Source organism: Polaribacter gochangensis, assembly GCF_046224025.1.
Lineage (GTDB): Bacteria > Bacteroidota > Bacteroidia > Flavobacteriales > Flavobacteriaceae > Polaribacter > Polaribacter gochangensis.
The window spans coordinates 587,005-612,588 of record NZ_JBJXRF010000002.1; the positions used below are offsets into that span (position 1 = coordinate 587,005).

Below are 25,584 nucleotides of genomic sequence, written 5' to 3' on the forward strand. Positions count from 1 at the left end.
ACATATGAAAAAGAATTACCTATTAACTTTTGCTGTTCTATTGTCACTTGGCTTTATCACTTTTACAGCAATAACCGAACTTAAAGCACCAGACGTAGAAGAAGTTTATGGAGGGAGAATTAATTATATCAACGGATATAAAATTCACGCAGATTCTACTAGAATATTGATTGCTACAGAAAGTGCAAACTCCGTTTTTTATGCTGATATGTACACAACAAATTCTGGTACTCCTTCTGCCACCAAGTTTAAGCTGGTGCCAAGTTTAGATAATACACAAAACTTTGGATCAAGAATTAATAATATTCAAATACATGAACCCTCAGAACAATTTGTTTTTATCAATGAAAATAACGATCTATATTCTACAACAATTGGTGCAACTGCAGCCACTAATACAGGAATAAGTGGTGTTGGAGACATTTTAATTAACGGAGATTATACATTTGCAGCTGGAGCTAGCAATATGCATTTTGGTTCTTTAGACGCTGCTGGTTCTTATACAACAGGAACTGGATCTCCGATAAGTTTTCCTACATTTTCTGATTTGTTTTATCTTAATATAGATGCAACTTCAAAATTAGTCTATGCATTTGGCAAAGGTGCTACTCCAAAATTATATGTTTCTACTGATATGTATGATGCATTTAATGCAACAACGACATTTACAGACATATCACCAACATTAACAAGTCCTTCAGTAACATGGACTGCATTTGGAATTGCTCCAGACGGACGCTTTTTTCTTAGTGGTAATAATGGTTCAACAAAATTTATTGCGTATTCTGATGATAACGGAACCACTTGGAGCGAATTTGATACTACAATTACTGGAGTTTCTGCAACTAATTTTAGTTTTTCGGGAACAGCAAGTAGTTATTATGTTTTAACAGCAACTATGTTTAGCAATAATAAAGGTGTTAGTGGAACTTGGGCTAAATTTGGAACAACATCACATTATACGCATCCTAATGATGGAGCTGTATTTGTAGATCCAAATAATAGCAATATTTTTTATGCAACGTCAGATCAAGGATTGGGAATTTCTTTTGATAAAGGAATAAACGTATCTAGTGCAGATGATGGCATTGAAGCTGTTCAAGTAAATGATATGGAAATGACAGCAGATAAGACTACTGGGTGGATTGCTTCTAAATCTGGAGTAAGAAAAGTAACAACTTATACCACTACGCCATCATGGACCAATGCAATGTTTCCTACTGGTGACGGATCTGGATATCATTCTATAGCAATGAAACCTTCTGATGACAATACTGCCTATGCAGGAAATGTTAGAATTTATAAAACAACAGATAGTGGCACAAACTGGTCAAGAGTTTTTACGCCTGAAAGTGCTCCTTATAATTTTCCAAGTGTAGGAACCATGGCAAAAGCAATAACCATTTGCCCGTATAATGAAAATATTGTATTTGCTGGTTTTGAAATTAAAGATGCTGATAAAGGTGGGTTGTTTATTTCTGAAGATGCCGGAGTTACTTGGACGCAACAATTATTACATTCTAGCAGTTCTGCAAATGATGTAGATGTTAGAGATATTGTTTTTACTCAAGAATCTGGTGTTATCACAGCCTATGTTGGCGTTGATTACGATTTAAGTTCTCCGACCGGAAGAAGTATCTACAAAGTAACAAAAGGAAGTTCTAGTTGGACAGTTACGCGAGATATGGACGCTGCAACAACAAGCACAGGAACAACCATTGTTGTTACCATCAATGATTTAGACTATGAATCTACAAATAACACAGTGTATGCAACAGGAACAGATGCAGGAACTAATCACCCTGTAAGCTATTACAAACCATTAAGTGGAACTGGAAAATGGACTGTTAATACAACTTCTGGGTTTCCTTTTGTTGCAGGAAAAGAAGGAAAAGCAACAACTTATGGTATAGACACATTGTATTGTGCAGTAGATAATGAGATATATTATTTAGCAAAAACAGCATCAGCTTGGGCAAAAGGATATACCTATCCAAATGGAACAAGAATTAATTTTTTATATTATGATGATTTACTTGTTGGTACAGATACAGGTTTGTATTCTCAGATTGGCCCAGGAAATAAAACTGCAAGTGTAGATGAAAATAGTATTGGTAAATTCTCATTATATCCGAATCCAATTGCACCAAATGAAGTAATGACAATCAATTATTCTACAGATATAAAAGATTTATCTATAAAGCTATTTACAGTTCACGGTCAGTTAATCAATGATTATAAAGGAAATATTATCAGTAAAAATAGTTCAGAAATCAAATATAAAATACCGAAGTTAAAACCCGGAATTTATCTTTTAAAACTGTTTGATGCAAATAAAGGTTTAAGTACTAAAAAAATAGTCATCAAATAATTTAATTATTGGAATTAAAAAATCCCGAAGTTATTACTTCGGGATTTTTTATTTTACTTTATCGCACTTATAGTAGTTTTTACCAACATCTTCTTTGCCAAATCGTATTTTAGTAATGTCTACAAAAAGTTCTTTGTTTGCTTTAACATACGTTGATAATACTTTAGATTCTGTTCCTTCACCCTCTATTACAACTCTATTTCTACTTTCTCTTGCCGATCTAATATTCTTTATTTGAGCTGTACTGATGGCTTTATAATTAAAATAAATGTTGGCATTGTACCTGTTTTTAAATTGAATTTCCCATTTACGAGCTCTACGAGACATGTCGTATTTCCCCATTTTTACTTTATAGCTAATTCCTCTTAAACATTTTGTGTTTTGCCAATCACTCCAAACACTTTGATTATCAGAAGTAGTTGTAAAAGCCGTTACACCAATCATTACAAACATAATAATTGATAAAAAAATCCCTCTTTTTTTCATCATTTTATTGTATTATTATTCACATTCTAAAATTATGAAAAAAAAACGACTTGGTTTTTAAAGCGAAATAGATACATTTGTTTACTATGAAATACATTGAAAGTCTTCAAAACTCTACCATAAAAAGCATCTTAAAATTGCAAGAAAAATCTCGTGAACGTAAAAAATCTGGGTTCTTTGTAATTGAAGGAAAAAGAGAGGTTTCTTTAGCAATTAAAGGGCGTTATACCATTACAATCCTTTTGTTTTGTGATGACTTTATTGCTGAAAACGAATTAAATAATTATGCAACAACAGAAACAGAAATCATTTCAGTTTCTAAAGAGGTATATCAAAAAATTGCCTACCGTAATTCAACAGAAGGAATTATTGCACTTGCAAAAACGAAAGACTTTTCATTAGAAAACATTCAATTCTCCACTTCTACTCCATTAATTTTAATAGCAGAAGCTCCAGAAAAACCTGGAAATATCGGAGCTCTTTTAAGAACTGCTGACGCTGCAAATTTAGATGCTGTTTTTATTGCAAATCCAAAGACGGATATGTACAATCCAAATATCATTCGTTCAAGTGTTGGTGGTTTGTTTACCAATCAGATTGCAACAGGAACATCCGAAGAAATTATTGCTTTTTTAAGTGAGAATAACATAAATTCATTTGCTACAACTTTGCAAAATTCTAATGACTATCACAATGAAGATTATACAAATGCAACGGCAATTATTGTAGGAACTGAAGATGCTGGTTTGTCTGAAGCATTTAGAATGGCTGCAACGCAGAACATTAATATACCTATGCAAGGAGAAATTGATTCCATGAATGTTTCTGTCGCTGCTGCAATTGTGCTGTTTGAAGCCAAACGTCAACGAAACTTTAATTAGAAAAATATGAAACGTAAATTACGATATTGGATCATTGCTGTATTTTCAATTGCTATTGGTTTATATCCTCTAATTTATTTGATTATTGATATGGATCAACAAGGTTTACTAAGTTCTAAACCAGAGACTATTACTACAAATTTACTTTGGAGAATTGCATTTTTTATTCATATTTATTTAGGTGGAATTTCTTTATTAGTTGGTTGGTCTCAATTTTCGAAACGTATTCGAGGTAACCGCTTAACATTACATCGTTTATTAGGAAAAATATATGTAGTAACCGTTTTAGTTAGTGCAATTGCTGGCTTTTACGTGGCTTTATTTGCTAATGGCGGAATTGTATCTCAACTCGGTTTTTCTTTCTTAGCAATAGGTTGGTTTTATACAACTTTAAATGGCTACACAACCATTAAAAAGAAAAATATAGAAGCACACAGAAAATGGATGATTCGCAGTTATGCTTTTACTTTAGCCGCTGTTACCTTAAGATTGTGGTTGCCAACCTTACCAAATATTTTAGGAATTCCTTTTAGTGAAGCTTATATCATTATTTCATGGTTGTGTTGGGTTCCTAATATTATTTTTGCAGAAATTTATATTCGAAAAGCAATCATATAATTTGTGTTTTTTAGTAACTAAATCTTGTATCTAATTGCTTTAATTACAATAATAATTTTTACCTTTACTTTTAACGAAAAAAAAGCGAATAAACCCTCATCATGAAAAAAATTGCAATAATTGTTTGTTTTTTAATGTCTTTTAGTGTCATGTCACAAACAGATTTTAGAAAAGGATACATAATCAATAGTCAAGGCGAAAAAATTAACGGATTTATAAATTACAAAGAAAGTTCTTCTATTTATGAGTATTGTGAATTTAAAACAACTTTAGATGGTCAAATTAAAGAATACTATCCAAATTCTATAAGAGGATATGGCTTTGAAAATGATAAGTTTTTTGCTTCAAAAAACATAAGTATTGAAGCTAATCAAACAGAAAATAAATTTTTAGAAGTTATTCTTTTTGGTATTGCTACGCTTTACAAAGCAACAGGAACTTATTATCTTGAAAAAGAAGGACTTCTTAAAGAATTAAATAATGATGTTATAGAATATACGCAAAATAATAACGTATTTAGAAGGCCCTCAAAAAAGTATATTGGTATCTTAAAAGTATTCTTAAATGATTGTCCAAAAGTAAAATCAAAAATTGATGCTACGGGTTATGGTGAAAAAAGTTTAGAAGCTATAGTTCGCAAGTATAACGAATGTAAAGGACAAAAAAGTGTTGTCTATAAAGAGGATAAACCTTGGTTTAAAGCTAATTTTGGAGCTTCCATTGGAATTAGTTCTTCAAGCTTAAACTACGACCATAAATCTACTGAGGTACTTTACTTTACGGAAAAATCTAATTCTAGTTTCTCTTATTTGTTTGGTGGTTTTGCTGAATTAAATTCTCCTAGAATTTCTGAAAAAATATCGTTTTATACTGGTATCTTCTTTTCTACAAATAATTTTAATACAAACATGTTAAGCTCTAATAGTAGTTTTAATTATATTAGTGAAGTGAGAACTACTTTAAAACAATTGAAAATTCCAATTGGAGTTCGCTATACTTTTCCAGAGCGAAATTTTACACCTTATGTTACTTTTGGTGTTTCAAGTTATACCAACATTAGCTCGTCTACCAATTGGATTAGAGAAAGTGAAATTAATAATGTAGTAAGCATTTCTAACAAAAAATATGAAACTGGTAGTTTAGCAGTTGGTTACTTTGCTAGTATAGGTTTTAAGAAAAAAGTATCAGAAAAACTACAAGGTTTTATTGATGTTGTTTACGAAAATTCTACAATGAGCAATAGTCGTAAAGTATTAGATCCCTATGTCGGTGCATCAACCGGAATTAGTGATTATCAAAACTCAATGTCTAGTTTACAAGTATTAATTGGAATAAGATTTTAAAAATGAAAAAGAAAAACATACAATCCTTAGCAATTATCTTTTTTAGTGTACTTTTTTTAATTCAGTGTACAGAAAATGATATTTTAGAAAGAAGTTACCCAACTATAGAAACGCTACAAGTAACTGATATTTCTGAAAATGGAGTAAAATTAAATGCAACGATTAACAATATAAATCAGTATGATATTATAGAATATGGTTTTGTTTGGTCTGTAAGAACATTTCCTGATATTAATATTTCTGATAAAAAAATAATATCCTCTAACTTGACTTCCGGTGGTTTTTCTGCAACGATAACAACCACATTGGTAAATGGCAATAGGTATTACGTAAGGTCTTTTGTAAAAACAAAAGATTACTTAGTTTATGGCAATCAAAAAGAGTTTATGAGTTTTGGTAGTAGTGCAGCACTTATTCTTAGCTTAGAACCAAATTCAGGCGTTTGGGGAGATACTATTCAGATAAAGGGGAAAAACTTTAGTTATGTAAACTCAAACAATAAAATTACTTTTAAAGATAAAGTAGCTAGTGTAATTAAAAGCAACGATTCTATTATTACTGCAGTTGTACCAGAAGGAGTTAATAGTAAGGAAGTTACTGTAGGTTTAGAAATTGCCAACAGAGAAACTTATGCTGCAACTAAATTTATAATTAAATCTCCAGCAATAACCTCTATTGCTCCATTAACAGCAACTTTTGGAGAAGAAATAACAATTACAGGAGATAATTTTGGAATTAAACCAGAATATAACAAAGTATATTTTGGAGATGTTTTAGCAGAAGTTTCGGCTTCAAACAAGAATAGTATTAAAGTTATTGTCCCCAATACTATAAAAAATAGTTCTGAAGAAATTAAAGTTCAAGGGTTTAATGATTTTATCATTTATCCAACTAAATTTAACCTCAAAGGACCTCAAATTACTAATACAAATTTAAATGTTTTTATAAAAACAGAAACTCAAATAGAAGCAAAATATTTTCACCCAAATAAAGATAAAAACAAAATTACTTTTGAAGGAGTTGATACAGAAGTCGTTTCTGTTAACACAAATTCATTAACAGTTAAAGTTCCTTCTGGACCATATCCAAATAGAACTGCAAAGATAAAGTTAGAAGTTTTAGATCAATCAACTGAGTATATTTTAGATGTAAATATATTAGATAAATGGTTATTCATAAATAATGATTCTCCTTTTTACAATTATTATTCTCTTAAATCTAACACCGTCGTAGTAGAAAATAATGCATATATGTTTGGAATGGATTTATTAGATGGAAAATACAATTTTTTTACATTTAATGGTACCACAAAAAAATGGAGTAAAGTTGATTCTCCTATACATTTCAATAATCATACAGTATACGTTTCACTAGAAGTTGTTGATAAGAAAATTTACTTATATACTTCTGAAGGGGGTAATGATGAAAACTTCATGGAATATGATACTCAACAAAATACATGGAAAACTAAAAGTAAATATTATGAAGATAGAAGTAAGTCTGAAATTTTAGGACTTACTCATTTTACACTAAATAATGAAGTATATTTAGGGTTTGGTAAACAAAATTTTTCAAATTCTTATAATACAAACTTAGAAAAATACAATCCTCAAACTGATACTTGGTCAGTTGTGAGTACAAATGTTGATTTAAAAAAGAACAGACCAACTACTTTTGTAATTGATAATAAAGCTTATGTTATTGGTGGATCAGAAGACAATAACGATAAAAGTTCATGGTCATATGATGCAAACTCAAATACCTGGACTCAAATTGCAGATTTTCCGTATTCTATTGTAAATTCTACTAGTTATGTCTTAAATGGTAAAGGATATGTAATTGCATTACAAAAAGTTGATGGTTCAATTATTAATGAGATTTGGGAATATAGTCCAGCAAATAATTTATGGAATAAAGTTGATGATTTTTTTAATGAAATTAATTTTATACATATGTTTTCATTCTCATTAAACAATAAAGTGTATGTAGGTGGTGGTAAAAGTTTAAACACATATAATTTTTCTAGAAACTTATATGAGTATAAACCAGATTAAATGACACCTTCTACTCTATTTTACATCTTAATCGCAATTTTAATCATCAATTTTATCGTTGATAAAATACTAGACACCTTAAACACAAAACATTTTGATGATGCAATTCCGGCTGAATTAGCAGATGTCTATGAAAAAGAGGAATATGAAAAATCGCAAGCATATAAAAAAACGAATGCGAAATTTTCTAACATCACAGGAATCTTTTCTTTAACACTTACACTTGCTTTTTTCTTTTTAGACGGATTTCAATTTGTAGATGAATTGGCAAGAAGTTACAGTTCAAATGCTATTGTAATTGCATTGATTTTCTTCGGAATTATTATCATCGGTTCAGATATTATAAACACTCCTTTTTCGTATTACAAAACCTTTGTGATTGAAGAAAAATTTGGCTTCAACAAAACCACTAAAAAAACATTTATTGTTGATAAAATTAAAGGATTATTGATGACTGCACTACTTGGTGGCGGAATTTTAGCGTTAATTATTTGGTTTAATCAGTTTGCAGGAACTAGTTTTTGGATGTATGCTTGGGCTTTGGTCGCAATTTTTTCTTTGTTTATGAATCTATTTTATGCCAAATTAATTGTGCCGTTATTTAATAAACAAACTCCGTTAGAAGAAGGAGAATTAAAAACTGCTATAGAAAAATATGCAACCAAAGTTGGATTTACATTAAAAAATGTTTTTGTAATTGATGGCTCTAAACGTTCTACAAAAGCAAATGCTTATTTCTCTGGGTTTGGTTCTCAAAAAAGAATTACGTTATACGATACATTGATAAATGATTTAGAAATCGATGAAATTGTTGCCGTTTTAGCTCACGAAGTTGGTCATTACAAACGCAAACACATCATTTTTAACTTGATTACTTCTACTCTATTGACCGGATTTACTTTGTGGTTGCTATCTTTATTTGTGAGCTTACCAATTTTTTCTGAAGCTTTAAATATTTCTAATCCAAGTTTTCATATTGGTTTAATTGTATTCGGAATTTTATATTCGCCTATCTCAGAAATTACAGGTTTGTTAATGAATATTATTTCTAGAAAGTTTGAATATCAAGCAGATAATTATGCCAAAGAAACATTTGCAGCAAAACCTTTAATTACTTCATTAAAAAAATTATCAAAAAATAGTTTGAGTAATTTAACTCCGCATCCAGCCTATGTATTTATGCATTACTCACACCCAACCTTACTAAAAAGAGTTCAAAACTTAAATAAATAATTCTTCTCATCAAAAAAGCAAAAAAACTTTGCGCAATTCATTATTTGTTTTACTTTTAAATGATGATGTATAAGGCAACCATAGAAGAAGAAAATAAAGAGATTTCTAAGCGATATAAAGATCTCTTAAAAGGAACGTATCAAACTTTATCTGCACAAGATAAGAAGATCATTCGTTCTGCTTTTGAATTAGCCGTAGAAGCACATTCGGACCAACGTAGAAAAACTGGTGAACCTTATATTTATCATCCAATCGCAGTTGCAAAAATTGTTGCTTATGAAATTGGTTTAGGAGCAATTTCTATTGCTGCTGCCTTATTGCATGATGTTGTAGAGGATACATATTATACTATTGAGGATATTGAGCGATTGTTTGGTCAGAAAATTGCTCGTATTGTTAGCGGTTTGACAAAAATTTCTCGCCTTAATAAAAGTCAAGATGCTTCTATTCAAGCAGAGAATTTTAGAAAAATGCTGTTGACTTTAAATGATGATGTTCGTGTGATTCTAATAAAAATTGCAGATCGTTTGCACAACATGCAAACGATGGATTCTATGCCAGAATACAAGCAGGTAAAGATTGCATCAGAAACCTTATATATTTATGCTCCTTTAGCACATAGATTGGGCTTGTACAATATAAAAACAGAACTCGAGGATTTAGGCTTAAAGTATACAGAACCAGAAGTGTATGCAGATATTTTAAGTAAAATAAAAGACAGCAAAGAAGAGCAACAAAAATATATAGAAACTTTTGAAGCCATTTTAAATGAAGGACTGCAAAAAGAAGATTTTGATTATCAAATAAAAGGAAGAAGCAAATCTATTTTTTCTATCCGTAGAAAAATGAAAATGCAAAATGTTTCTTTTGATGAGGTCTATGATAAATTTGCAATCCGTATTATTTTCAAACCTGTTTCTAATGACGAAAAATTTGATGCTTGGAAAATTTATTCGATTGTTACAGACTTTTTTAAACCAAACCCTTCTCGTTTAAGAGATTGGATTTCTCAGCCAAAATCTACCGGGTATGAAGCATTACACATCACTGTTATTGGTCCTGATAGTAAATGGGTAGAAGTACAAATTCGTTCAGAAAGAATGGATGAAATTGCCGAAAAGGGATATGCTGCTCATTTCAAATATAAACAAGGAGAAGTAAAAGAAAACGGTTTAGAAACTTGGCTAAATAAGCTAAAAGAAACTTTAGAAAATCAAAGTGCAAATGCAGTAGATTTTGTAGAAGATTTTAAATTAAACTTGTATTCTAAAGAGATTTTTGTTTTTACCCCTAAAGGAGATTTAAAATCATTACCAAAAGGTGCATCAGCTTTAGATTTTGCCTTTTCAGTTCATACAGATGTCGGATTAAAATGTAGAGGTGCAAAAGTAAACGGAAAATTAGTTCCTTTAAGTCACGAATTAAAAAGTGGCGATCATGTAGAGGTACAAACTGCATCAGTTAATAAACCAAATGTGAGATGGTTAGATTTTGTAATGACTGCAAGAGCAAGAACTAAAATTAAAGCTGCACTTAAAGAAGAAGAGAAGAAAATTGCTGAAGAAGGTAAAGCTATTTTAACACGAAAATTACGCCATTTAAAAATAACCCTAAACGATCGTGTTGTCAATGAAATGGCTTCTTATTTTTCATTAAAAACGAGTTTCGATTTATTTTACAGGATTGGAAATGGTGCAATTGACAATCAACAATTAAAAGCATTTGCAAGTCAAAAAAATAATGCATTTATAAGTTTTTTTAAGAATAGGTTAAAACGCGCTCCAAATAAAGAAAATATTGATAAAGAAGAAATCACAAACAAATATGATGCGCTAGTATTTGGAAATGAAGATGAAAAATTAGACTATACACTTTCTAAGTGTTGCAACCCGATTCCTGGCGATAAAGTTTTTGGCTTTTTAACCATTAACGACGGAATAAAAGTTCATAAAAAAGATTGTCCGAATGCAATATCTATGCAGTCAAATTATGCATATAGAGTTTTAAAAGCAACTTGGATAGACTCTTCTAAACAAGAGTTTAAAGCTATCTTAAAAGTTAGTGGTAGCGATAAAAAAGGAATTGTAAACAACTTAACCCGTATCATTTCTAATACAATGGATGTATATATACACAACATAAATATCTCGGGAGATCATGGTGTTTTTGAAGGGAAATTATCTATTAGTGTTAAAAATAAAACCCAGTTAACCAAGTTAATTGCAAGTATAAAAAAAGTAGAAGGAATACAAAAAGTAGAGCGTGTTAATACAATGTAGATATTAGTTGTATAAAAAGATAAATTATATTGATAAATAAGCTTAAATTTGTTGCTTCGATAAATTCAGAAAAATGGGTGCAAATGATAATCAAGACATTGTAAAAAATGTTTTTACTACATTTTTAGAATCTAAAAAACATAGAAAAACTCCAGAAAGATATGCCATCCTTCAAGAAATCTATGATTTAGAAGAACATTTTGATATAGAGTCTTTATATATCAATATGAAAAACAAAAATTATCGAGTTTCTAGAGCCACTTTATACAATACAATCGATTTATTATTAGAATGTGGATTGGTTAGAAAACACCAATTTGGTGGTCAAAGTATGGCACATTACGAAAAAAGTTATTTTGACAAACAACACGATCATGTAATTTTAACAGATACTGGAGAAGTAAAAGAATTTTGTGATCCAAGAATTCAGATTATTAAAAAAACAATTGAAGAAGTTTTTGATATAGATATTCATAATCACTCTCTTTATTTTTACGGCACAAAAAAACAAACTAAATAAACAAAACAACAACACACATAACAACAACTAATGGCAGTAGATTTATTATTAGGATTGCAATGGGGCGACGAAGGAAAAGGAAAAATTGTAGATGTTCTTACTTCTAAATACGATATCATTGCAAGATTTCAAGGAGGTCCAAACGCTGGACACACGTTAATTTTTGATGGATTTAAACATGTTTTACATACAATTCCATCTGGAATCTTTCATAAAACAGCATTAAATGTTGTTGGAAATGGTGTGGTAATAGATCCTGTAATCTTTAAAAAAGAATTAGAAAACCTTGACAAACATCAAATTGATTATACATCAAGATTATTAATTTCTAGAAAAGCACATTTAATTTTACCTACGCACAGGTTGTTAGATGCAGCATCAGAAACTTCTAAAGGAAAAGCTAAAATTGGCTCTACCTTAAAAGGAATTGGTCCAACATACATGGATAAAACTGGAAGAAACGGAATGCGTGTTGGAGATTTAGAGTTAGATAATTGGAAAGAAAAATATGATGCTTTAACAGAAAAGCATTTAAAAATGTTAGAATTCTTTGATGTTCAAATCGAATATGATTTAAAAGAATTAGAAGCTGAATTTTGTAAAGGAATTGACAAACTAAGAACTTTACAATTTATAGATAGCGAAGAGTTTTTAAATCAAGCTATAAAAGACAAAAAAACAATCTTAGCAGAAGGCGCTCAAGGTTCATTGTTAGATATAGATTTTGGAACCTATCCGTTTGTAACTTCATCAAACACAACTGCTGCTGGTGCTTGTACTGGTTTAGGAGTTGCTCCAAACAAAATTGGAGATGTATTCGGAATTTTTAAAGCATACACAACCCGTGTTGGTTCTGGCCCTTTTCCGACTGAATTATTTGATAAAGACGGAGAAAAAATGGCAAAAGTTGGGCATGAATTTGGTGCCACAACTGGAAGACCAAGACGTTGTGGATGGCTAGATTTAGTTGCTTTAAAATATGCTGTAGATGTAAACGGAGTTACGCAATTAATGATGATGAAAGGCGATGTTCTTTCTGGTTTTAACACATTAAAAATTTGTACTTCTTATAATTATAAAGGAAAAGAAATCTTTCATTTTCCTTATAATATTGACCCTGAAAATGTCTCTGTAAATTATACAGAATTTAAAGGTTGGAAAGATGATTTAACTAAAATGACAAGTGCAGATCAATTGCCGCAAAACTTAATAGATTTTGTTGCTTTTATTGAGAAAGAAACCGGGGTTCCAGTTACTATTGTTTCCGTTGGACCAGATAGAAAACAAACGATTACGAGGTAAGTATTACTACATAAATATATTAAAAAGCATCTTTCAATAATTGAAAGATGCTTTTTTTTTGGAATCAATTTGTTAAAGATTCTCTATCTCAATACCTAATAAAACAAGCTTCTTCTGCTCTATCTTTAGTGCATTTAAAAGTGATTCCTTACAAGCTACAAAAGATTGTTTTTGAGCTAAAAATAAGTCATGATAATATCGAATACCTTCATCTAAATTATTTTTAAACTTTAATAAATATCGCAACTCTTTTTTATCAATTGTTGTTTTTACTGTTTCAATTTTTTCTTGTAAATGTGTAATATAAAGTGATAGTTCTTTTATAAATACGTTAGGTCTGTCAGTTCTGGTTAAGACATTTTTTCTACCATAAATATGATCTGTAATGTTTCGTAAGCTCATCACTTTATCATAATACGCCATATTTGGACCAGGACATACAGAAACTCCATCTCCAGTTTTCTTTGTACTCATCTCATTTAAAATTAATGTAGAAGTGCTTAAACCAACACAAATACAAGATTTTTCTATAATTTTAAGATGCTTTTGTTCTTTTTCTTTTGATGAAATTTCTAAAGCATCTAATTCTTTTAATTTTAAATATTGATATTCTCTAGATGCAGTACACAAACCAGTTTCTTTAAACTCATTATTTAAAGCTATAAATTTATTCGGACACGAGCTCCCTGGTCTGCCTTTATCAATAAATTGTTGCTTTTCAAAATCTTTTGTGTTTCCTTTTAATGTGTTAAACGGAACTCCTAATGGCGATGTATTACTCAAGTACAAATCATCTTCTTTTGCTTTTGCTAATTTTTCTATCGTTTTTTCATCAACACTTGTTGCTTCTGGAACCAATAAAAACGGACTTCCCCAACCAACAGAATCAAGCTTAAAATGATTCATCAAAAAAGTATGTTCTTCTTCTGTACCAACTCCACCTTGCGTTGTTATTTTTAAATTTAAATCTGTTCTTGGTATTTTTTTATTTTCAAGTTTTAGGGCAGCAAAAACCAATTCTTGAATTTGACTTTTTAACTCAAATCTTTTTTCTTTAAATTCTTTTAAAACGGGTCCAAGTAAAAATCCGTCAGTTGCAAAAGCATGACCACCACAATTTAATCCAGATTCAATTCTGTATTCTGAAACCCATAATCCTTTTTTAGCTAAAAATTTTCCTTGGATAAAAGCAGATCTGTAATCACTTACCTTTAAAATGATTTTCTTTTTAATATTTCCGTTTTCATCCGGAAAAAAATCATCAAAATGACTGATATACGAATACAATCTCGGGTTCATTCCTGCAGAAAGCACTAATGATGAAGTTAATTTACTATTAGAATATCCTCTTAAAGCTGCGTGTGCATCGTTATATTCTATGGGTAATAATTCTTTATTTAAATAATTTCCTTTATCAACTTTGGTCATGATATTTACATCAATACTTCCCATTGTTAAATTTTTATTAACCCAATCTTTTAGCTTAAAAAAATCTACTCCATCTTCGGTTAGTTTTACAAAATCTTTTTTCAGAGAAGAATATTCTGGTAACATCTGAATGTACTCTTTTAAAGCTTTGCTTTTTTCTGAAGTGATATTTTTTAGTTGATTAAATTTTTTTTCGGTTTGTTCATGAATTAAGTTTAAATAAGAAGTAATTCTCTTTGCTCTAAAATCATCCACTTTATCAGATATTTCTTTATAAGGAACTTCAAATTTTATACTATAAAATTTTCGTAATTTTTCTAGTAAAATATCATCAACCAAAGAAATAACAGAATCAATACCGTATTGTGCTACTTTTAAAGGTGAATCTATTGTAAATCCTATTCCCATTACAGGAATATGAAATGAATGAGTGTTTTTCATTATTTAAAAAATATTAGTATTATTATTTTTAATATAAAAAACCTCTTTTTGATGTACATCTTAAAGAGGCTTTTCCGTTAACTAAAAAAATTAATTTGATGCATAAAACGTTGGTTTAAATGTTAGCATAAACCAAGTCCATGAATTATTTTTATTGCTTAAACCACCTTTTAATACTTCTAAAGAAGTGGTTCCAAACATTTGTGAATACCCAGCATTAAACTGAATATTATCTGCTACTTTATATCCTAAAGTAAAATCGATTTCTGTACCAAGACTGCTATTCATTTTTGTAGTTCCGTTATAAATATTGGCAGCAGATTTAAAAATATGCGGAACTAATTTTGCTGTAAATTTATCTTTTGAATAAGAAACAGTTGCATGGATATCAATTAATCCAACAGAATTTATATGATTTCCAACATAAAAATAATCCATCCAACCATTAAATTTATGGTTTGTTCCAAATATTGGGTTAAACGATTTTAAATCTGTACTTGAATCGTTTGTGTCTTTACCTGATAAGTATTCAAAACCAAGTCCTAAATTAAATTTTTTTGTAGTTTTTACATTGATATTAGCCGAATAATAGCTTGCAGAAATTGGCGTACTCATTACTTTTCCAGTTTGTAAAAAAGCAGATACGTCTAATGAAAGGCTGTTCTTTTTGTAAGTTATTCTTGGCCCAAAAGTTTGAGAATAACTAACAACGGTATCGTTATTTACATCTAAATGTTCAATTCCATTATTTAAAGCCAAAATACTGATTCCGAAATTGTTTAGTTCGGTATGATACCATACATATTGAAATGCTTTATATCCTGCAACATTACTGTACATACTTTTTACTCCAGCTTGTGAATCATTATTTAATGCAAATCCGATATCTAATTTACCATTATTTGAAGTTTTAAACTTAGCGATAATTGCATCGTGACTTCTACCTTGTTGTGCCCAGCCAACATTCCCGAAAATTCTACTATTGTCATAAACAATCTCTTGTCTTCCTAACTTTAAATCAAAATAATCTGACATAGAAAATTGCGCCCAAGCTTCATGAAATGAATTTAAATTATCTTGTGCAGATAAGGTTCCAACATCTCCCCAAACACGAACATTTTGTAAAGAAATTTTAACTTTAAAATTATCTTGTTGATAATTTAAATTCAACCTTGTTCTCTGAGAGATAAAACTTGCCCCTTCTTCTCCTAGTTTAAGCAAAGTTTTATACCCTTTTTTATTTTCAAATCTTGGTCTTAATTCTGCTGATAAATCAACTTGTTGTGCAGATAACGGCAAAGCAAACACTGTTATCATTAGTAATGAAAAAATTAATTTTCTCATAATATGTTTTTTTATGTTATACAATTTAAATAAAAGACAGTTTTATCTTTTATTTTGTAAAGTTACAGTAGATTCAAAGTTAAAAAACTGATAAATGTCAAGTTTTAAAATTTAATTAGAATTAATAAAAGAGTACGATTCCTGAAAAAAGCAGAAGGTATATTATGATTGAAGCTTTCCAAAAAACATGTGCGTTTTTCATTTCCATAAAATAAAACGAAACAGCTAGAAATTTTAATACAGAGATTAAAATAATGAGTTCTGCAGAATAGTTTTCACTCACGAAAGAAGTAGAAAAAAAGACTACTGTTACTGTAGAAAGAAGCAGTAAAATCCAGGCTATAAAAAGTTTTTTTTTCGTCATTTTAAAAAATTAAATAGATTATTGGAAATAATAATAACCAGATTAAATCGCACATATGCCAAAAGGCAGCACTTGCTTCAAAATCATCTAAATTAGTTTGTTCTTTTTTCTTGCTTAAATCTCTATCAACAATAACTAAAATAACCAAACCAACGATAACATGAATTACATGAAACAGCGTTAACATCCAATAAAAAGTAAAGAAAGTATTGTAATCTATTGTAAGCCCGGCGGCTATTTTTGCATTGTATTCAATTGTTTTTAAAATTAAAAATAACAATCCGCCAAGCATTGTCAGTTTTAAATACAACGATGATTTTTTAGCGTTTCCTTCCTTTAGATAACGAACAGATAAAGCCATAAAAAAACCACTAGTAATTAAAAACAATGTATTAATTGTTCCGAAAGTTGTGTTTAATAACAATCTTGAATTATGAAAAACTTCTGGCTCAGCTTGGCTATAAACCGCCATTGCAATTAATGCCATTCCAAAAGTTAGCAATTCTAAAAAAATAACTATCCACATTAAAATTCCTCCTGGAGGATAATAGATGCTCTTAATAAGATTTTTATTCATTATTGAAATTAATTAATTTTAAGATTGATTTTTAATTTTTTCATACAATTGCACAAGAGATTTTAATAATTCAACTGGCGTTGTAAGAATTTGATAATGATTTTGTCCAAACATTTGTGGCAAATAATATTTTGCCTGCGCTTCTATTGCCAATGCATACGAATTGATATTGCGTTCATTTAGTTCTCGTAATGCTTGTTTTACATCATTAACACCGTATTTTCCTTCGTATTTATCGTAATCGTTTGGTTTTCCGTCAGAAATTAAAATAACCCATTTATTTTTGGTGCTTCTTTTATCTAATAAAGCGCCAGAATGTCTTAACGCAGCTCCAATTCTGGTATAACCACTTGGTTCTACAGCTCCAACTTTAAATTTTGCACGATTCCAATCTTCATCAAAATCTTTAACCGTAATATACGTTGAATGGTTTCTCGTTTTAGAATAAAAACAATCGATAGAAAAATCGATATTGTATTCATCTAAAATTTCGCCGAATAAAATAGATACTTGCTTTTCTACATCAATAACTCTATTTCCGTTTGCATAACCATCGCTAGACAAACTAACATCTAGCAGCAATAAAATGGAAATGTCTTTTTCTTTTTTTCTTTTTGATAAATATATTTTTTCGGTTGGCGTTTGTCTTGATTGTACATCAACAAATAAATCGGTTAATGCATCTAAATCAAACTCTTCACCTTGTGTTTGTCTGCGTTGTTGTTGATATCTATTATTAACGCTGCTTAGCATTTTTCGCAATCCCATTAAAGTTGAACTGTTTTCTGAGATTGTTTTTTTATAATAGTTTACATCCGTTTTTAAGATTGATTTTGGATATACTTTACAGAAATTGTCTTTGTATCTTCTTTTAGAATAATCCCATTCATCGTAGGTAATAAAATATCCAGAACTATCACTTTCTGCACTTTCAGAAACTGTTGTGTTTTCTATAAAATCTGCTTGATATACAGAATGTGCTGTGTCATCTACACGAACTGTATATTTCATATTTAAATCTTCCAACGCGTTAGAATGTTCATCTAATTCGTCTTCGCCATCAAAGTCTTTAAAGTTTCCACCAAATTCTTCAGCAGTTTCTACTTTTTCAAATTGATGCTGTAAAACTGTATCATCTTGTTGTTTTTGATCTATTTGAACAGAAATAATTTCTTCTACTGCATTGGCTTTTAAAATAGTTTCAATCTTCTCTTCTTTTGCTTTTTTTACTTTGTCTGTAAAGTTTTTAAGTTTTTTGTTTTCTGCAACTTCTAAACTGTTTCGCATCCATTTTCCGTAAATGAAACTGTAATCCGCAGGAATTTTAGTCGTTTCTTTTTCTTTACAATAAGTAATAAAACTGCTGTAATAATCCTCTGTAATTGGAAATTGATCGAAAAGTTCTTTTAAGATTAAAGCTGAAGTTACTTGTGCTTTTTCTTGAGATTCTAATAATTCGTGTTCTTGATTATCATTCCAATTGAAATCTCCATTTTTTTGAATTGACAAATACAAAACTCTAAACAAATAGAAAGAAACATTTTGTTCTATAGATTTAAAAAAATCGATTTGTTTAGGCAGAAAAAAGTTATCATTTTTATAACCGCCTTCGCGTTCTGCTTCATAAATCTCTATTGATTTACCAGTTACAGCTCTTGCAAATAAAGTTAATCGAGGTTTTAATTCATCTAGCTTTGCAGCATATTGTTTGCTTTTTTCTTTTGCTTTTTTTCTTCTTTTAAAATAATAAGCAAATTTTGTAAAGAGATATTCGTCTGGTTCAAACTCAAACATGGTATTCTTTTTATGATCTCAATATTAAGTTTTACAATAACGAAGTTATTAAAACTGTAAACTAAGATTGTATACTGACAATTTTATATCATTAAGTCACACAAATCGTTCAATGCTGCCACAACTTCAATATCATCCGTTAAAGGCTCTACAACTGCAACGTGAACGGCTAATCTTTTTGGCAAACCAGAAGCTATTAATTTTGCTGCATCAACCAATAAACGTGTAGAAACTGTTTCCGTTAATCCTAATTCTGTAAGGTTTCTAATTTTTGTTGCTATTTGCACTAACTTTTTTGCATCCAATTCAGAAATTGGAGTTTCATTCGTTAAGATTTCTATTTCTGTTTTATCTGTTGGATATGCAAAAGAAACCGCTACAAAACGTTGCCTTGTAGATGGTTTTAATTCTTTAAATCCTTTTTGATATCCAGGATTAAATGAGGCAACCAACATAAAATCTTCATGTGCTTTTACAGTAATTCCTAATTTATCAATAAACAATTCTCTTCGATGATCTGTTAAAGAATGGATTGCAACGATTACGTCTGGTCTTGCTTCAGCAATTTCATCTAAATATAAAATAGCACCACTTTTTACAGCAATTGTTAAAGGACCGTCTAACCAAACAGTTTCTGCTCCTTTAATAATATATCTACCAATTAAATCTGTTGATGATGTTTCTTCATGGCAACTAACTGTTATCAATTGTTTGTCTAATTGATGTGCCATAAATTCAATAAATCTCGACTTTCCTGTTCCTGTTGGGCCTTTTAATAAAATAGGTAATTTTTGTTTATAAGAATGCTCAAAAACTTCAATTTCTTTTCCTAAAGGTTTATAATAAGGACTTTTTTTTACTTCATGAATAGTCTTTTCCATAGTCAAAGCTTCTGTACTCATAGTTCGTTATTTACCAGCCGTTTCTATAATTTGTGCAATTGTTTCTTTGTTATCAACTCCTAAACCTTCTTGTTGATGCACCAATTCTCCTTTAGGATTAAAGACACTTATAATGTTAGAATGCGAAAAATCTAAGGGAGAAATCTCTTTGTATTTTACAGCTAATACATTTGCAAATTCTCTAACTCCACTGTCGGTTCCTTGTAAAAAAGTATAATTATTGGTATCCATAAAATTTTCTTTTGCAAACTCTTTTAAACGAGTTGGTGTATCATTTTCTGGATCTATACTGACAAAAACATATTGTACATCATTGGTAAATTTTTCTGGAATTTCTTTGGCAATATTTCGCATGTCTGCAACCAATCTAGGACAAGCTGCTTTACATGTTGTATATACCATAACCATTACCAATGTTTTCCCTTTTAATTCTTTTAACTCAATGCTTTTAGCATCTTGGGTATTCCATTTTGATGTTAAATTAAAAATAGAGGTTTCAGAAATTTCGTTTGCATCAGCAAGTACTTTTGTAGTTGTAGCAATGGGTTTTAAATCCATTTTACAAATTGGGCAACTTCCTTCTTTGTGATAAATTTTTTCACCTTCACATTTCATCGGGCATTGATATTCTATTTTAGCTGATTCTTTTTTTTCTGATTCTTTACAAGATCCAAATGAAATAATTGCTAATACTAATATTATAAGAGGTTTTGTAATTTTCATTGTATTGTTTTTTTAACATCTTTTACACATCTAAAACCTAAGTTTTTCATGGTGTACTTAGCTTTTAAGCTACCACGAATTGCGTACCGCATAAAAGCTGCATAATTCATTAAATCTGTTGCATTAACAGCTGCACTTCCACAAAATAGATCGCTATCTTTATCTACATCTTTTCTAGATTCTCCAGTAATTAATACAGAATTAAAATCGGATGTCCATTCCCATACCAATCCATGTAAATCATAAACTTTCCAATAGTTTTTAAAGGTAGAACCAACTACATTTTCAAATGTTTTTGGTTTTTCGTACCACCCTAAAATAAACTTATTATAAGATTCTGTTCTCCTTGCATCTGGTACTTTTTTATCTGCCATTGCTACATACTCCCATTCATCTACTGTTGGCAATCTTTTTCCTTGAATTTCGCAATAATTTTTTGCAGCAAACCAAGATACGTCTGTTACGGGTGATTTTAATTTTTGATTTTCACCAATTTCGGTATCATTTTTCCAGCTCTTTAAATATCTTTTATCTGCAAAAAGACTAATCACTTTAGATTTTCTCCATCTAGGATTTTCTTTTACAAACTTTAAATACTCTTCATTTGTAACAGGATAAACATCCATTTGAAAATCTGAAATGGTTACCTTTGCTGAGTCTCTTCCATATAAAGGAATATATTTACCACCTTTTATTGATACCATTTCAGATTGACAACTTGCTAAATAAGAATTTAGAAATAGTAGTCCGCAAATTGTCAATCTTAAAATAGTTTTCATTTGTTTAATTATTTAATTTTATTAACTCTACTTACAGTTACATTAGTCTTGTTGTTACCCCAAGAATTATAAATGTAAGTCATAACATCTGCAATTTCTACATCCGTAATATTTTGTGCAGTCATTACACTATTGTATTTCTGCCCATTTACAGTAATTTCTCCTGTTAAACCATGTTTTACAATTCCAATTGCTCTATCAACATCAGCATTTAAGTAATCAGACTTTGCTAAAGGAGGAAACGCATTTGGAATTCCTTGCCCTTCACTTTGGTGACAAGCAAAACATGTGTTCATGTAAATTTGTTTCCCATCAGACATTTTTTGTGCAAGTGTTTTTTCTTTAGTGCTAACAACTTTTTTCTTTGTGTCTTTTGGCATAGATTGAATAGAACCACCTTCCGGTAAGTAAATTCCTTCTTGTTTTATACCAGAATACAATTTTTTATTTTCTTCACCACTTACTTTTAACATTCCTAAAGCACCTTTATTAAATGCTCTAAAAATAGCGTGATCTACTAAAATAAGTGTTCCAGGAACATCTACTTTAAAGTCAACAATTGCAGCGCCACCGGCAGGTATTGAAGTTGTTTGAACATTTTTGTTGATTAAATCTCCTCCTTCAACATGTACATTGTCAAAAATTTCTCCAATTACGTGAAAAGATGATGTTAAATTTGGACCACCATTACCAACATATAAACGAACGGTTTCACCAACATTTGCAGTAATTGCATTATCACCTGTCAAAGCTCCAACTTTACCGTTAAACACAACATAATCTGCATCTTCTTTTACTGCTTTTTTCATATCAAAAGCTTGCAACCCTCTTTCTCCGTTATCTCCACTTGTATAAAAATCACCCTGCATTACGTAGTATTCTTTATCTACTGGAGGTAATCCTCCTTCTGGTTCAACTAAAATTAAACCATACATTCCGTTTGCAATATGCATTCCAACTGGTGCCGTTGCACAGTGGTACACATACAAACCTGGATTTAACGTTTTAAAAGAGAATGTTTTTTCGTGTCCTGGTGCAACGAAAGAAGATTCTGCTCCTCCTCCTGGTCCAGTTACAGCATGCAAATCTATATTGTGCGGCAATTTATTATCTGGATGATTTGATAATGTAAACTCTACTTCATCTCCGACTCTTGTTCTAATAAAACTTCCCGGAACAGATCCTCCGAAAGTCCAATATACATAAGATACACCATTTGCCATTTCGCCTACCTTTTCAACAATTTCCATGTTTACTAATAATTTTTTTGCAGGTCTATCTCCAACTGGAGCAGGTACAAATGGCGGAGCAGTTAAATCTGCTTTCATTGTCCCACTTATTGGAATTGTTGTTGCATCTACCGTTTTTTTACTGTTGTCATTATCGCCACAACTTGTTAATAACACACTTGCTATTACGATAAGACTTAATGATTTAAATAATTTCATTGTTTTAAATTTAAAGTTAATTTTGATTGATATTAATTATGATTAATTTATTATAATAGATATTTTAATTAGTTACAGATATACTTTAGCGTAAATTATTCAATTTCTAATGCTTCGTCTGTTGGTTTTCCATGTTTGTAAAAATCTACGATGTACAAAATGATTCCTGTTGTAAATAAGGATGCACATAACATTAATACCACAAAGTGGATGCTAATTTCATTTTGAACTGTCATAAAATCTAACTTCATTTTTCGTTCTAAATATACTTGTGCAACACCAGCAACACCAAATGCAACTGTCATTCCAATCATTCCAATATTAGACATCCAGAATGCCATTCTCCCTCTTGTTGTTTCATACAATTTTCTACCAGTCATGTTTGGTAATGCATAACTAATAATTGCAAAAACAATCATTCCGTATGCTCCCCAGAAGGCTAAATGTCCATGCATTGCAGTCACCAACGTTCCGTGTGTATATAAATTTGTTTGTGGCAATGTATGCGCAAAACCTAATAAGCCTGCTCCAATAAACGATACAATAGCAGCTCCTAAGGTCCAGTATAATGCTAATTTATTTGGATGTTTCTTCTCTCCTTTTCTGTACATGTTTACAGCAAATAGTGCCATAGCTAAGAAAGCTAAAGGTTCTAATGCAGAGAATACACCACCAACAATTAACCAAATATCATTTACACCAATATAGTAATAATGGTGACCAGTCCCTAATACTCCAGATAAGAAAGTTAATCCTACAATTACGTATAGCCATTTTTCAATTACTTCTCTATCTACTCCAGTTAATTTGATTAATAAAAAGGATAATATACCACCCATGATTAATTCCCAAACACCTTCAACCCAAAGGTGAACAACCCACCATCTAAAGAATGAATCTGTTACTTGACTATCAAATGGTAACATTCCTGGTAAATACAGTAACGCTGCAAATAATAATCCCATAGAGAGCACCAATGCGGTTGTAGTTCTTCTTTTTCCTTTAAATAACGTGATTAAAATGATTCCTAAAAATAATAACACATTTACAACTACTAAATAATCTAAAGGTCTTGGAATTTCTAAAAACTTTCTTCCTTCCCAAATATTAAAGTGAAATCCAACAATAGATACAACACCTACTATAGCTAAACTAATTAATTGAACATACGCCAGCTTTACGCTTACTAATTCTCTTTGTGCTTCTTCTGGAATAATATAATAGGCTGCTCCCATAAATCCTGATAACAACCAAACTACTAATAAGTTTGTGTGTACTGCTCTTGCAGTGTTAAAAGGGATAAAATCATGTAAATTATCCATTCCAATTCGTGCAAATCCCATGATAAATCCATAGGTGATTTGTAATACTAATAAGAGCATTGATAATGCAAAAAACCAATACGCTACTTTTTGTGATTTATATTTCATAATGCGCTGTTTTATTTATTTTTACCTTTTGATAATGGAGAAATTTTTCTATCAACACCAACTACTTCTCCAAATCCGTTTAAATCAATATTTCCAATCCATTTAAAAAATGCTACCATGTCTTCTGCTTCCTGTTCAGACATTTTATAAGCAACCATTTTTCTTCCATTTGGCTGCCATGGAACTGGAGACATTAAAATACTTTTAATAACGTCTTCTCCGGCGCCATTATACTTTTCATTTAACCTATCAATTACTTTGGTTAATTCTGGGGCATAATATGCGCCTTCTCCTAAAATGGTATGACATCCCATGCAGTTGTTTACTTCCCAGATTTCTTTACCTCTAACAACAGAATCGGTTATATCTCCATAGTTTGACTGATCATTGCTTTTTGAAAATGAATAAATAGTCAGTCCTATAAAAATTAGAAATGTGACTAATGTTCCTCCAAGAAAGAATGCTTTAGCTTGTTTTTTTGATAACATAATTAGTTGAATTTAATTAATAAAAGACCTTTTTATCTTTTACTAAGCAAATTTAGTACATTCGATAAGTTAAAAACATGATAATTGTCACAAAAAGCAAAAAAATTTAAGAAAATATTAACACAAAAAACAAAGACTGCTCAAAGCTAAAATCATTATAATTTTATGCTCTAAACAGTCTTATCAACCAAAAAAAAGTTAACGAATATTTTACTTAAGGGTTCTAAAATATTCTAATATAGCTCTTGCTTCTTCTTCTTTAATATTTTGATCTGCCATCGGTACTCCGTTAAATTGAGCTAACAATTCTTTTGCTATTGGATCTTTAGCGGTCATTTCTTGTGGGTTCATTATCATATTCATAATCCATTCTGGCGAACGTTTTTCCATAATTCCGGTCGGATTTGGCCCAATAAACTTTCTGTCTGTTCTATGACAAGCAGAACATTTATTTTTAAATATTTGCTGCCCTTTATCCGCCAATGATGCATCAACTGAACTTCCTAATGTAACAGATTTAATTGGTCCTATCCCTTTATTATTCATGTCGATAGTACCAACGACCTTTTCTTTTTTTACAATTTTCTTTTCTGGTGCTTTTTTAACTGCTGCTTTTTTTACAGTTTTAGTTTTAACCGGTTGTTTTTTTTCATCATTTCCACAACTTGCCAATACTCCGATTGCTAAAATTGCTATTATAATTTTAAGTTTCATTTTTTATATTTAAATTATGGTACAAAATTATTACTTTTAAAGCATTAAAACATGATAAAAGTCAT

At 30.3% G+C, this 25,584-nt stretch carries 21 protein-coding genes; 9 read left to right on the forward strand and 12 right to left on the reverse strand.

Going from position 1 to position 25,584, the window contains the following annotated elements:
- The first annotated feature begins 4 nt into the window (after positions 1-4).
- A complete protein-coding gene (locus ACEWL1_RS07960; protein WP_409232767.1) occupies positions 5-2,371 on the forward strand; it encodes a T9SS type A sorting domain-containing protein in 2,367 nt (788 codons plus the stop codon).
- 48 nt (positions 2,372-2,419) lie between these two features.
- Here the strand turns inward: ACEWL1_RS07960 and ACEWL1_RS07965 are convergent, their stop codons facing one another.
- Positions 2,420-2,860 (reverse strand): hypothetical protein, encoded by a 441-nt coding sequence (locus ACEWL1_RS07965; protein WP_409232768.1) that lies wholly within the window; start codon positions 2,858-2,860, stop codon positions 2,420-2,422.
- An 83-nt stretch (positions 2,861-2,943) separates the two neighbouring features.
- On the opposite strand from ACEWL1_RS07965, the gene ACEWL1_RS07970 reads away from it, so the two are divergent.
- The 8 genes from ACEWL1_RS07970 to ACEWL1_RS08005 all read left to right on the forward strand — a co-directional run bounded on the left by ACEWL1_RS07970 (position 2,944) and on the right by ACEWL1_RS08005 (position 13,087).
- Complete coding sequence (locus tag ACEWL1_RS07970; RefSeq protein ID WP_409232769.1) at positions 2,944-3,738, forward strand: TrmH family RNA methyltransferase; 795 nt, start codon at positions 2,944-2,946, stop codon at positions 3,736-3,738.
- 6 nt (positions 3,739-3,744) lie between these two features.
- Positions 3,745-4,356, forward strand: a complete 612-nt coding sequence (locus ACEWL1_RS07975; RefSeq protein WP_409232770.1) for a DUF2306 domain-containing protein — start codon at positions 3,745-3,747, stop codon at positions 4,354-4,356.
- A 101-nt stretch (positions 4,357-4,457) separates the two neighbouring features.
- Positions 4,458-5,699 carry a hypothetical protein gene (locus tag ACEWL1_RS07980; protein ID WP_409232771.1) on the forward strand — a complete coding sequence of 414 codons (1,242 nt, stop codon included), beginning with the start codon at positions 4,458-4,460 and terminating at the stop codon, positions 5,697-5,699.
- A 2-nt stretch (positions 5,700-5,701) separates the two neighbouring features.
- Entirely contained in the window at positions 5,702-7,753 is a 2,052-nt protein-coding gene (locus ACEWL1_RS07985; protein ID WP_409232772.1) for an IPT/TIG domain-containing protein, read from the forward strand.
- Complete coding sequence (locus ACEWL1_RS07990) at positions 7,754-8,986, forward strand: M48 family metallopeptidase (RefSeq protein ID WP_409232773.1); 1,233 nt, start codon at positions 7,754-7,756, stop codon at positions 8,984-8,986.
- Between the two features lie 62 nt (positions 8,987-9,048).
- The gene (locus ACEWL1_RS07995) at positions 9,049-11,265 is read left to right on the forward strand and encodes a RelA/SpoT family protein (protein WP_409233042.1); all 2,217 of its coding nucleotides are present in this window, start codon (positions 9,049-9,051) and stop codon (positions 11,263-11,265) included.
- A gap of 73 nt (positions 11,266-11,338) precedes the next feature.
- Positions 11,339-11,785 carry a Fur family transcriptional regulator gene (locus ACEWL1_RS08000; protein WP_409232774.1) on the forward strand — a complete coding sequence of 149 codons (447 nt, stop codon included), beginning with the start codon at positions 11,339-11,341 and terminating at the stop codon, positions 11,783-11,785.
- A gap of 30 nt (positions 11,786-11,815) precedes the next feature.
- The gene (locus tag ACEWL1_RS08005; protein ID WP_409232775.1) at positions 11,816-13,087 is read left to right on the forward strand and encodes an adenylosuccinate synthase; all 1,272 of its coding nucleotides are present in this window, start codon (positions 11,816-11,818) and stop codon (positions 13,085-13,087) included.
- A gap of 72 nt (positions 13,088-13,159) precedes the next feature.
- Here ACEWL1_RS08005 and ACEWL1_RS08010 read toward each other — a convergent pair whose 3' ends face one another.
- From ACEWL1_RS08010 to ACEWL1_RS08060, 11 genes are all read right to left on the reverse strand, one after another.
- The gene (locus tag ACEWL1_RS08010) at positions 13,160-14,956 is read right to left on the reverse strand and encodes a hypothetical protein (protein ID WP_409232776.1); all 1,797 of its coding nucleotides are present in this window, start codon (positions 14,954-14,956) and stop codon (positions 13,160-13,162) included.
- A 90-nt stretch (positions 14,957-15,046) separates the two neighbouring features.
- Complete coding sequence (locus tag ACEWL1_RS08015; RefSeq protein ID WP_409232777.1) at positions 15,047-16,300, reverse strand: alginate export family protein; 1,254 nt, start codon at positions 16,298-16,300, stop codon at positions 15,047-15,049.
- A 365-nt stretch (positions 16,301-16,665) separates the two neighbouring features.
- Positions 16,666-17,241: a cytochrome c oxidase subunit 3 gene (locus tag ACEWL1_RS08020; RefSeq protein ID WP_409232778.1), complete on the reverse strand. Its 576-nt coding sequence runs from the start codon at positions 17,239-17,241 to the stop codon at positions 16,666-16,668.
- An 18-nt stretch (positions 17,242-17,259) separates the two neighbouring features.
- Complete coding sequence (locus ACEWL1_RS08025; protein WP_409232779.1) at positions 17,260-19,035, reverse strand: nitric oxide reductase activation protein NorD; 1,776 nt, start codon at positions 19,033-19,035, stop codon at positions 17,260-17,262.
- Positions 19,036-19,118: 83 nt separating this feature from the next.
- Positions 19,119-19,937, reverse strand: a complete 819-nt coding sequence (locus ACEWL1_RS08030) for a CbbQ/NirQ/NorQ/GpvN family protein (protein WP_409232780.1) — start codon at positions 19,935-19,937, stop codon at positions 19,119-19,121.
- 6 nt (positions 19,938-19,943) lie between these two features.
- On the reverse strand, positions 19,944-20,660 hold the full coding sequence (locus tag ACEWL1_RS08035) for an SCO family protein (protein WP_409232781.1): 717 nt from the start codon (positions 20,658-20,660) through the stop codon (positions 19,944-19,946).
- Complete coding sequence (locus tag ACEWL1_RS08040; RefSeq protein ID WP_409232782.1) at positions 20,657-21,439, reverse strand: formylglycine-generating enzyme family protein; 783 nt, start codon at positions 21,437-21,439, stop codon at positions 20,657-20,659. Before ACEWL1_RS08040 ends, ACEWL1_RS08035 begins: the two co-directional genes overlap by 4 nt.
- An 8-nt stretch (positions 21,440-21,447) precedes the next feature.
- Positions 21,448-22,887: a copper-containing nitrite reductase gene (gene nirK / locus ACEWL1_RS08045; protein ID WP_409232783.1), complete on the reverse strand. Its 1,440-nt coding sequence runs from the start codon at positions 22,885-22,887 to the stop codon at positions 21,448-21,450.
- Between the two features lie 95 nt (positions 22,888-22,982).
- Entirely contained in the window at positions 22,983-24,317 is a 1,335-nt protein-coding gene (locus ACEWL1_RS08050; RefSeq protein ID WP_409232784.1) for a cbb3-type cytochrome c oxidase subunit I, read from the reverse strand.
- Positions 24,318-24,328: 11 nt separating this feature from the next.
- Positions 24,329-24,805 carry a c-type cytochrome gene (locus ACEWL1_RS08055; protein WP_409232785.1) on the reverse strand — a complete coding sequence of 159 codons (477 nt, stop codon included), beginning with the start codon at positions 24,803-24,805 and terminating at the stop codon, positions 24,329-24,331.
- A 210-nt stretch (positions 24,806-25,015) separates the two neighbouring features.
- Complete coding sequence (locus ACEWL1_RS08060; protein WP_409232786.1) at positions 25,016-25,519, reverse strand: c-type cytochrome; 504 nt, start codon at positions 25,517-25,519, stop codon at positions 25,016-25,018.
- Between the last annotated feature and the right edge of the window lie 65 nt (positions 25,520-25,584).

Bases quoted from the DNA above. Each gene is read 5' to 3' on its own strand.
- ACEWL1_RS08025 (WP_409232779.1), bottom strand. From the start codon at position 19,035: ATGTTTGAGTTTGAACCAGACGAATATCTCTTTACAAAATTTGCTTAT.
- ACEWL1_RS07960 (WP_409232767.1), top strand. From the start codon at position 5: ATGAAAAAGAATTACCTATTAACTTTTGCTGTTCTATTGTCACTTGGC.
- ACEWL1_RS07990 (WP_409232773.1), top strand. From the start codon at position 7,754: ATGACACCTTCTACTCTATTTTACATCTTAATCGCAATTTTAATCATC.
- ACEWL1_RS07995 (WP_409233042.1), top strand. From the start codon at position 9,049: ATGATGTATAAGGCAACCATAGAAGAAGAAAATAAAGAGATTTCTAAG.
- ACEWL1_RS07975 (WP_409232770.1), top strand. From the start codon at position 3,745: ATGAAACGTAAATTACGATATTGGATCATTGCTGTATTTTCAATTGCT.
- ACEWL1_RS07985 (WP_409232772.1), top strand. From the start codon at position 5,702: ATGAAAAAGAAAAACATACAATCCTTAGCAATTATCTTTTTTAGTGTA.
- ACEWL1_RS08010 (WP_409232776.1), bottom strand. From the start codon at position 14,956: ATGAAAAACACTCATTCATTTCATATTCCTGTAATGGGAATAGGATTT.
- ACEWL1_RS08000 (WP_409232774.1), top strand. From the start codon at position 11,339: ATGGGTGCAAATGATAATCAAGACATTGTAAAAAATGTTTTTACTACA.
- ACEWL1_RS07965 (WP_409232768.1), bottom strand. From the start codon at position 2,860: ATGATGAAAAAAAGAGGGATTTTTTTATCAATTATTATGTTTGTAATG.
- nirK (WP_409232783.1), bottom strand. From the start codon at position 22,887: ATGAAATTATTTAAATCATTAAGTCTTATCGTAATAGCAAGTGTGTTA.
- ACEWL1_RS08040 (WP_409232782.1), bottom strand. From the start codon at position 21,439: ATGAAAACTATTTTAAGATTGACAATTTGCGGACTACTATTTCTAAAT.
- ACEWL1_RS07980 (WP_409232771.1), top strand. From the start codon at position 4,458: ATGAAAAAAATTGCAATAATTGTTTGTTTTTTAATGTCTTTTAGTGTC.
- ACEWL1_RS08050 (WP_409232784.1), bottom strand. From the start codon at position 24,317: ATGAAATATAAATCACAAAAAGTAGCGTATTGGTTTTTTGCATTATCA.
- ACEWL1_RS08060 (WP_409232786.1), bottom strand. From the start codon at position 25,519: ATGAAACTTAAAATTATAATAGCAATTTTAGCAATCGGAGTATTGGCA.
- ACEWL1_RS08005 (WP_409232775.1), top strand. From the start codon at position 11,816: ATGGCAGTAGATTTATTATTAGGATTGCAATGGGGCGACGAAGGAAAA.
- ACEWL1_RS07970 (WP_409232769.1), top strand. From the start codon at position 2,944: ATGAAATACATTGAAAGTCTTCAAAACTCTACCATAAAAAGCATCTTA.
- ACEWL1_RS08020 (WP_409232778.1), bottom strand. From the start codon at position 17,241: ATGAATAAAAATCTTATTAAGAGCATCTATTATCCTCCAGGAGGAATT.
- ACEWL1_RS08035 (WP_409232781.1), bottom strand. From the start codon at position 20,660: ATGAAAATTACAAAACCTCTTATAATATTAGTATTAGCAATTATTTCA.
- ACEWL1_RS08055 (WP_409232785.1), bottom strand. From the start codon at position 24,805: ATGTTATCAAAAAAACAAGCTAAAGCATTCTTTCTTGGAGGAACATTA.
- ACEWL1_RS08015 (WP_409232777.1), bottom strand. From the start codon at position 16,300: ATGAGAAAATTAATTTTTTCATTACTAATGATAACAGTGTTTGCTTTG.
- ACEWL1_RS08030 (WP_409232780.1), bottom strand. From the start codon at position 19,937: ATGAGTACAGAAGCTTTGACTATGGAAAAGACTATTCATGAAGTAAAA.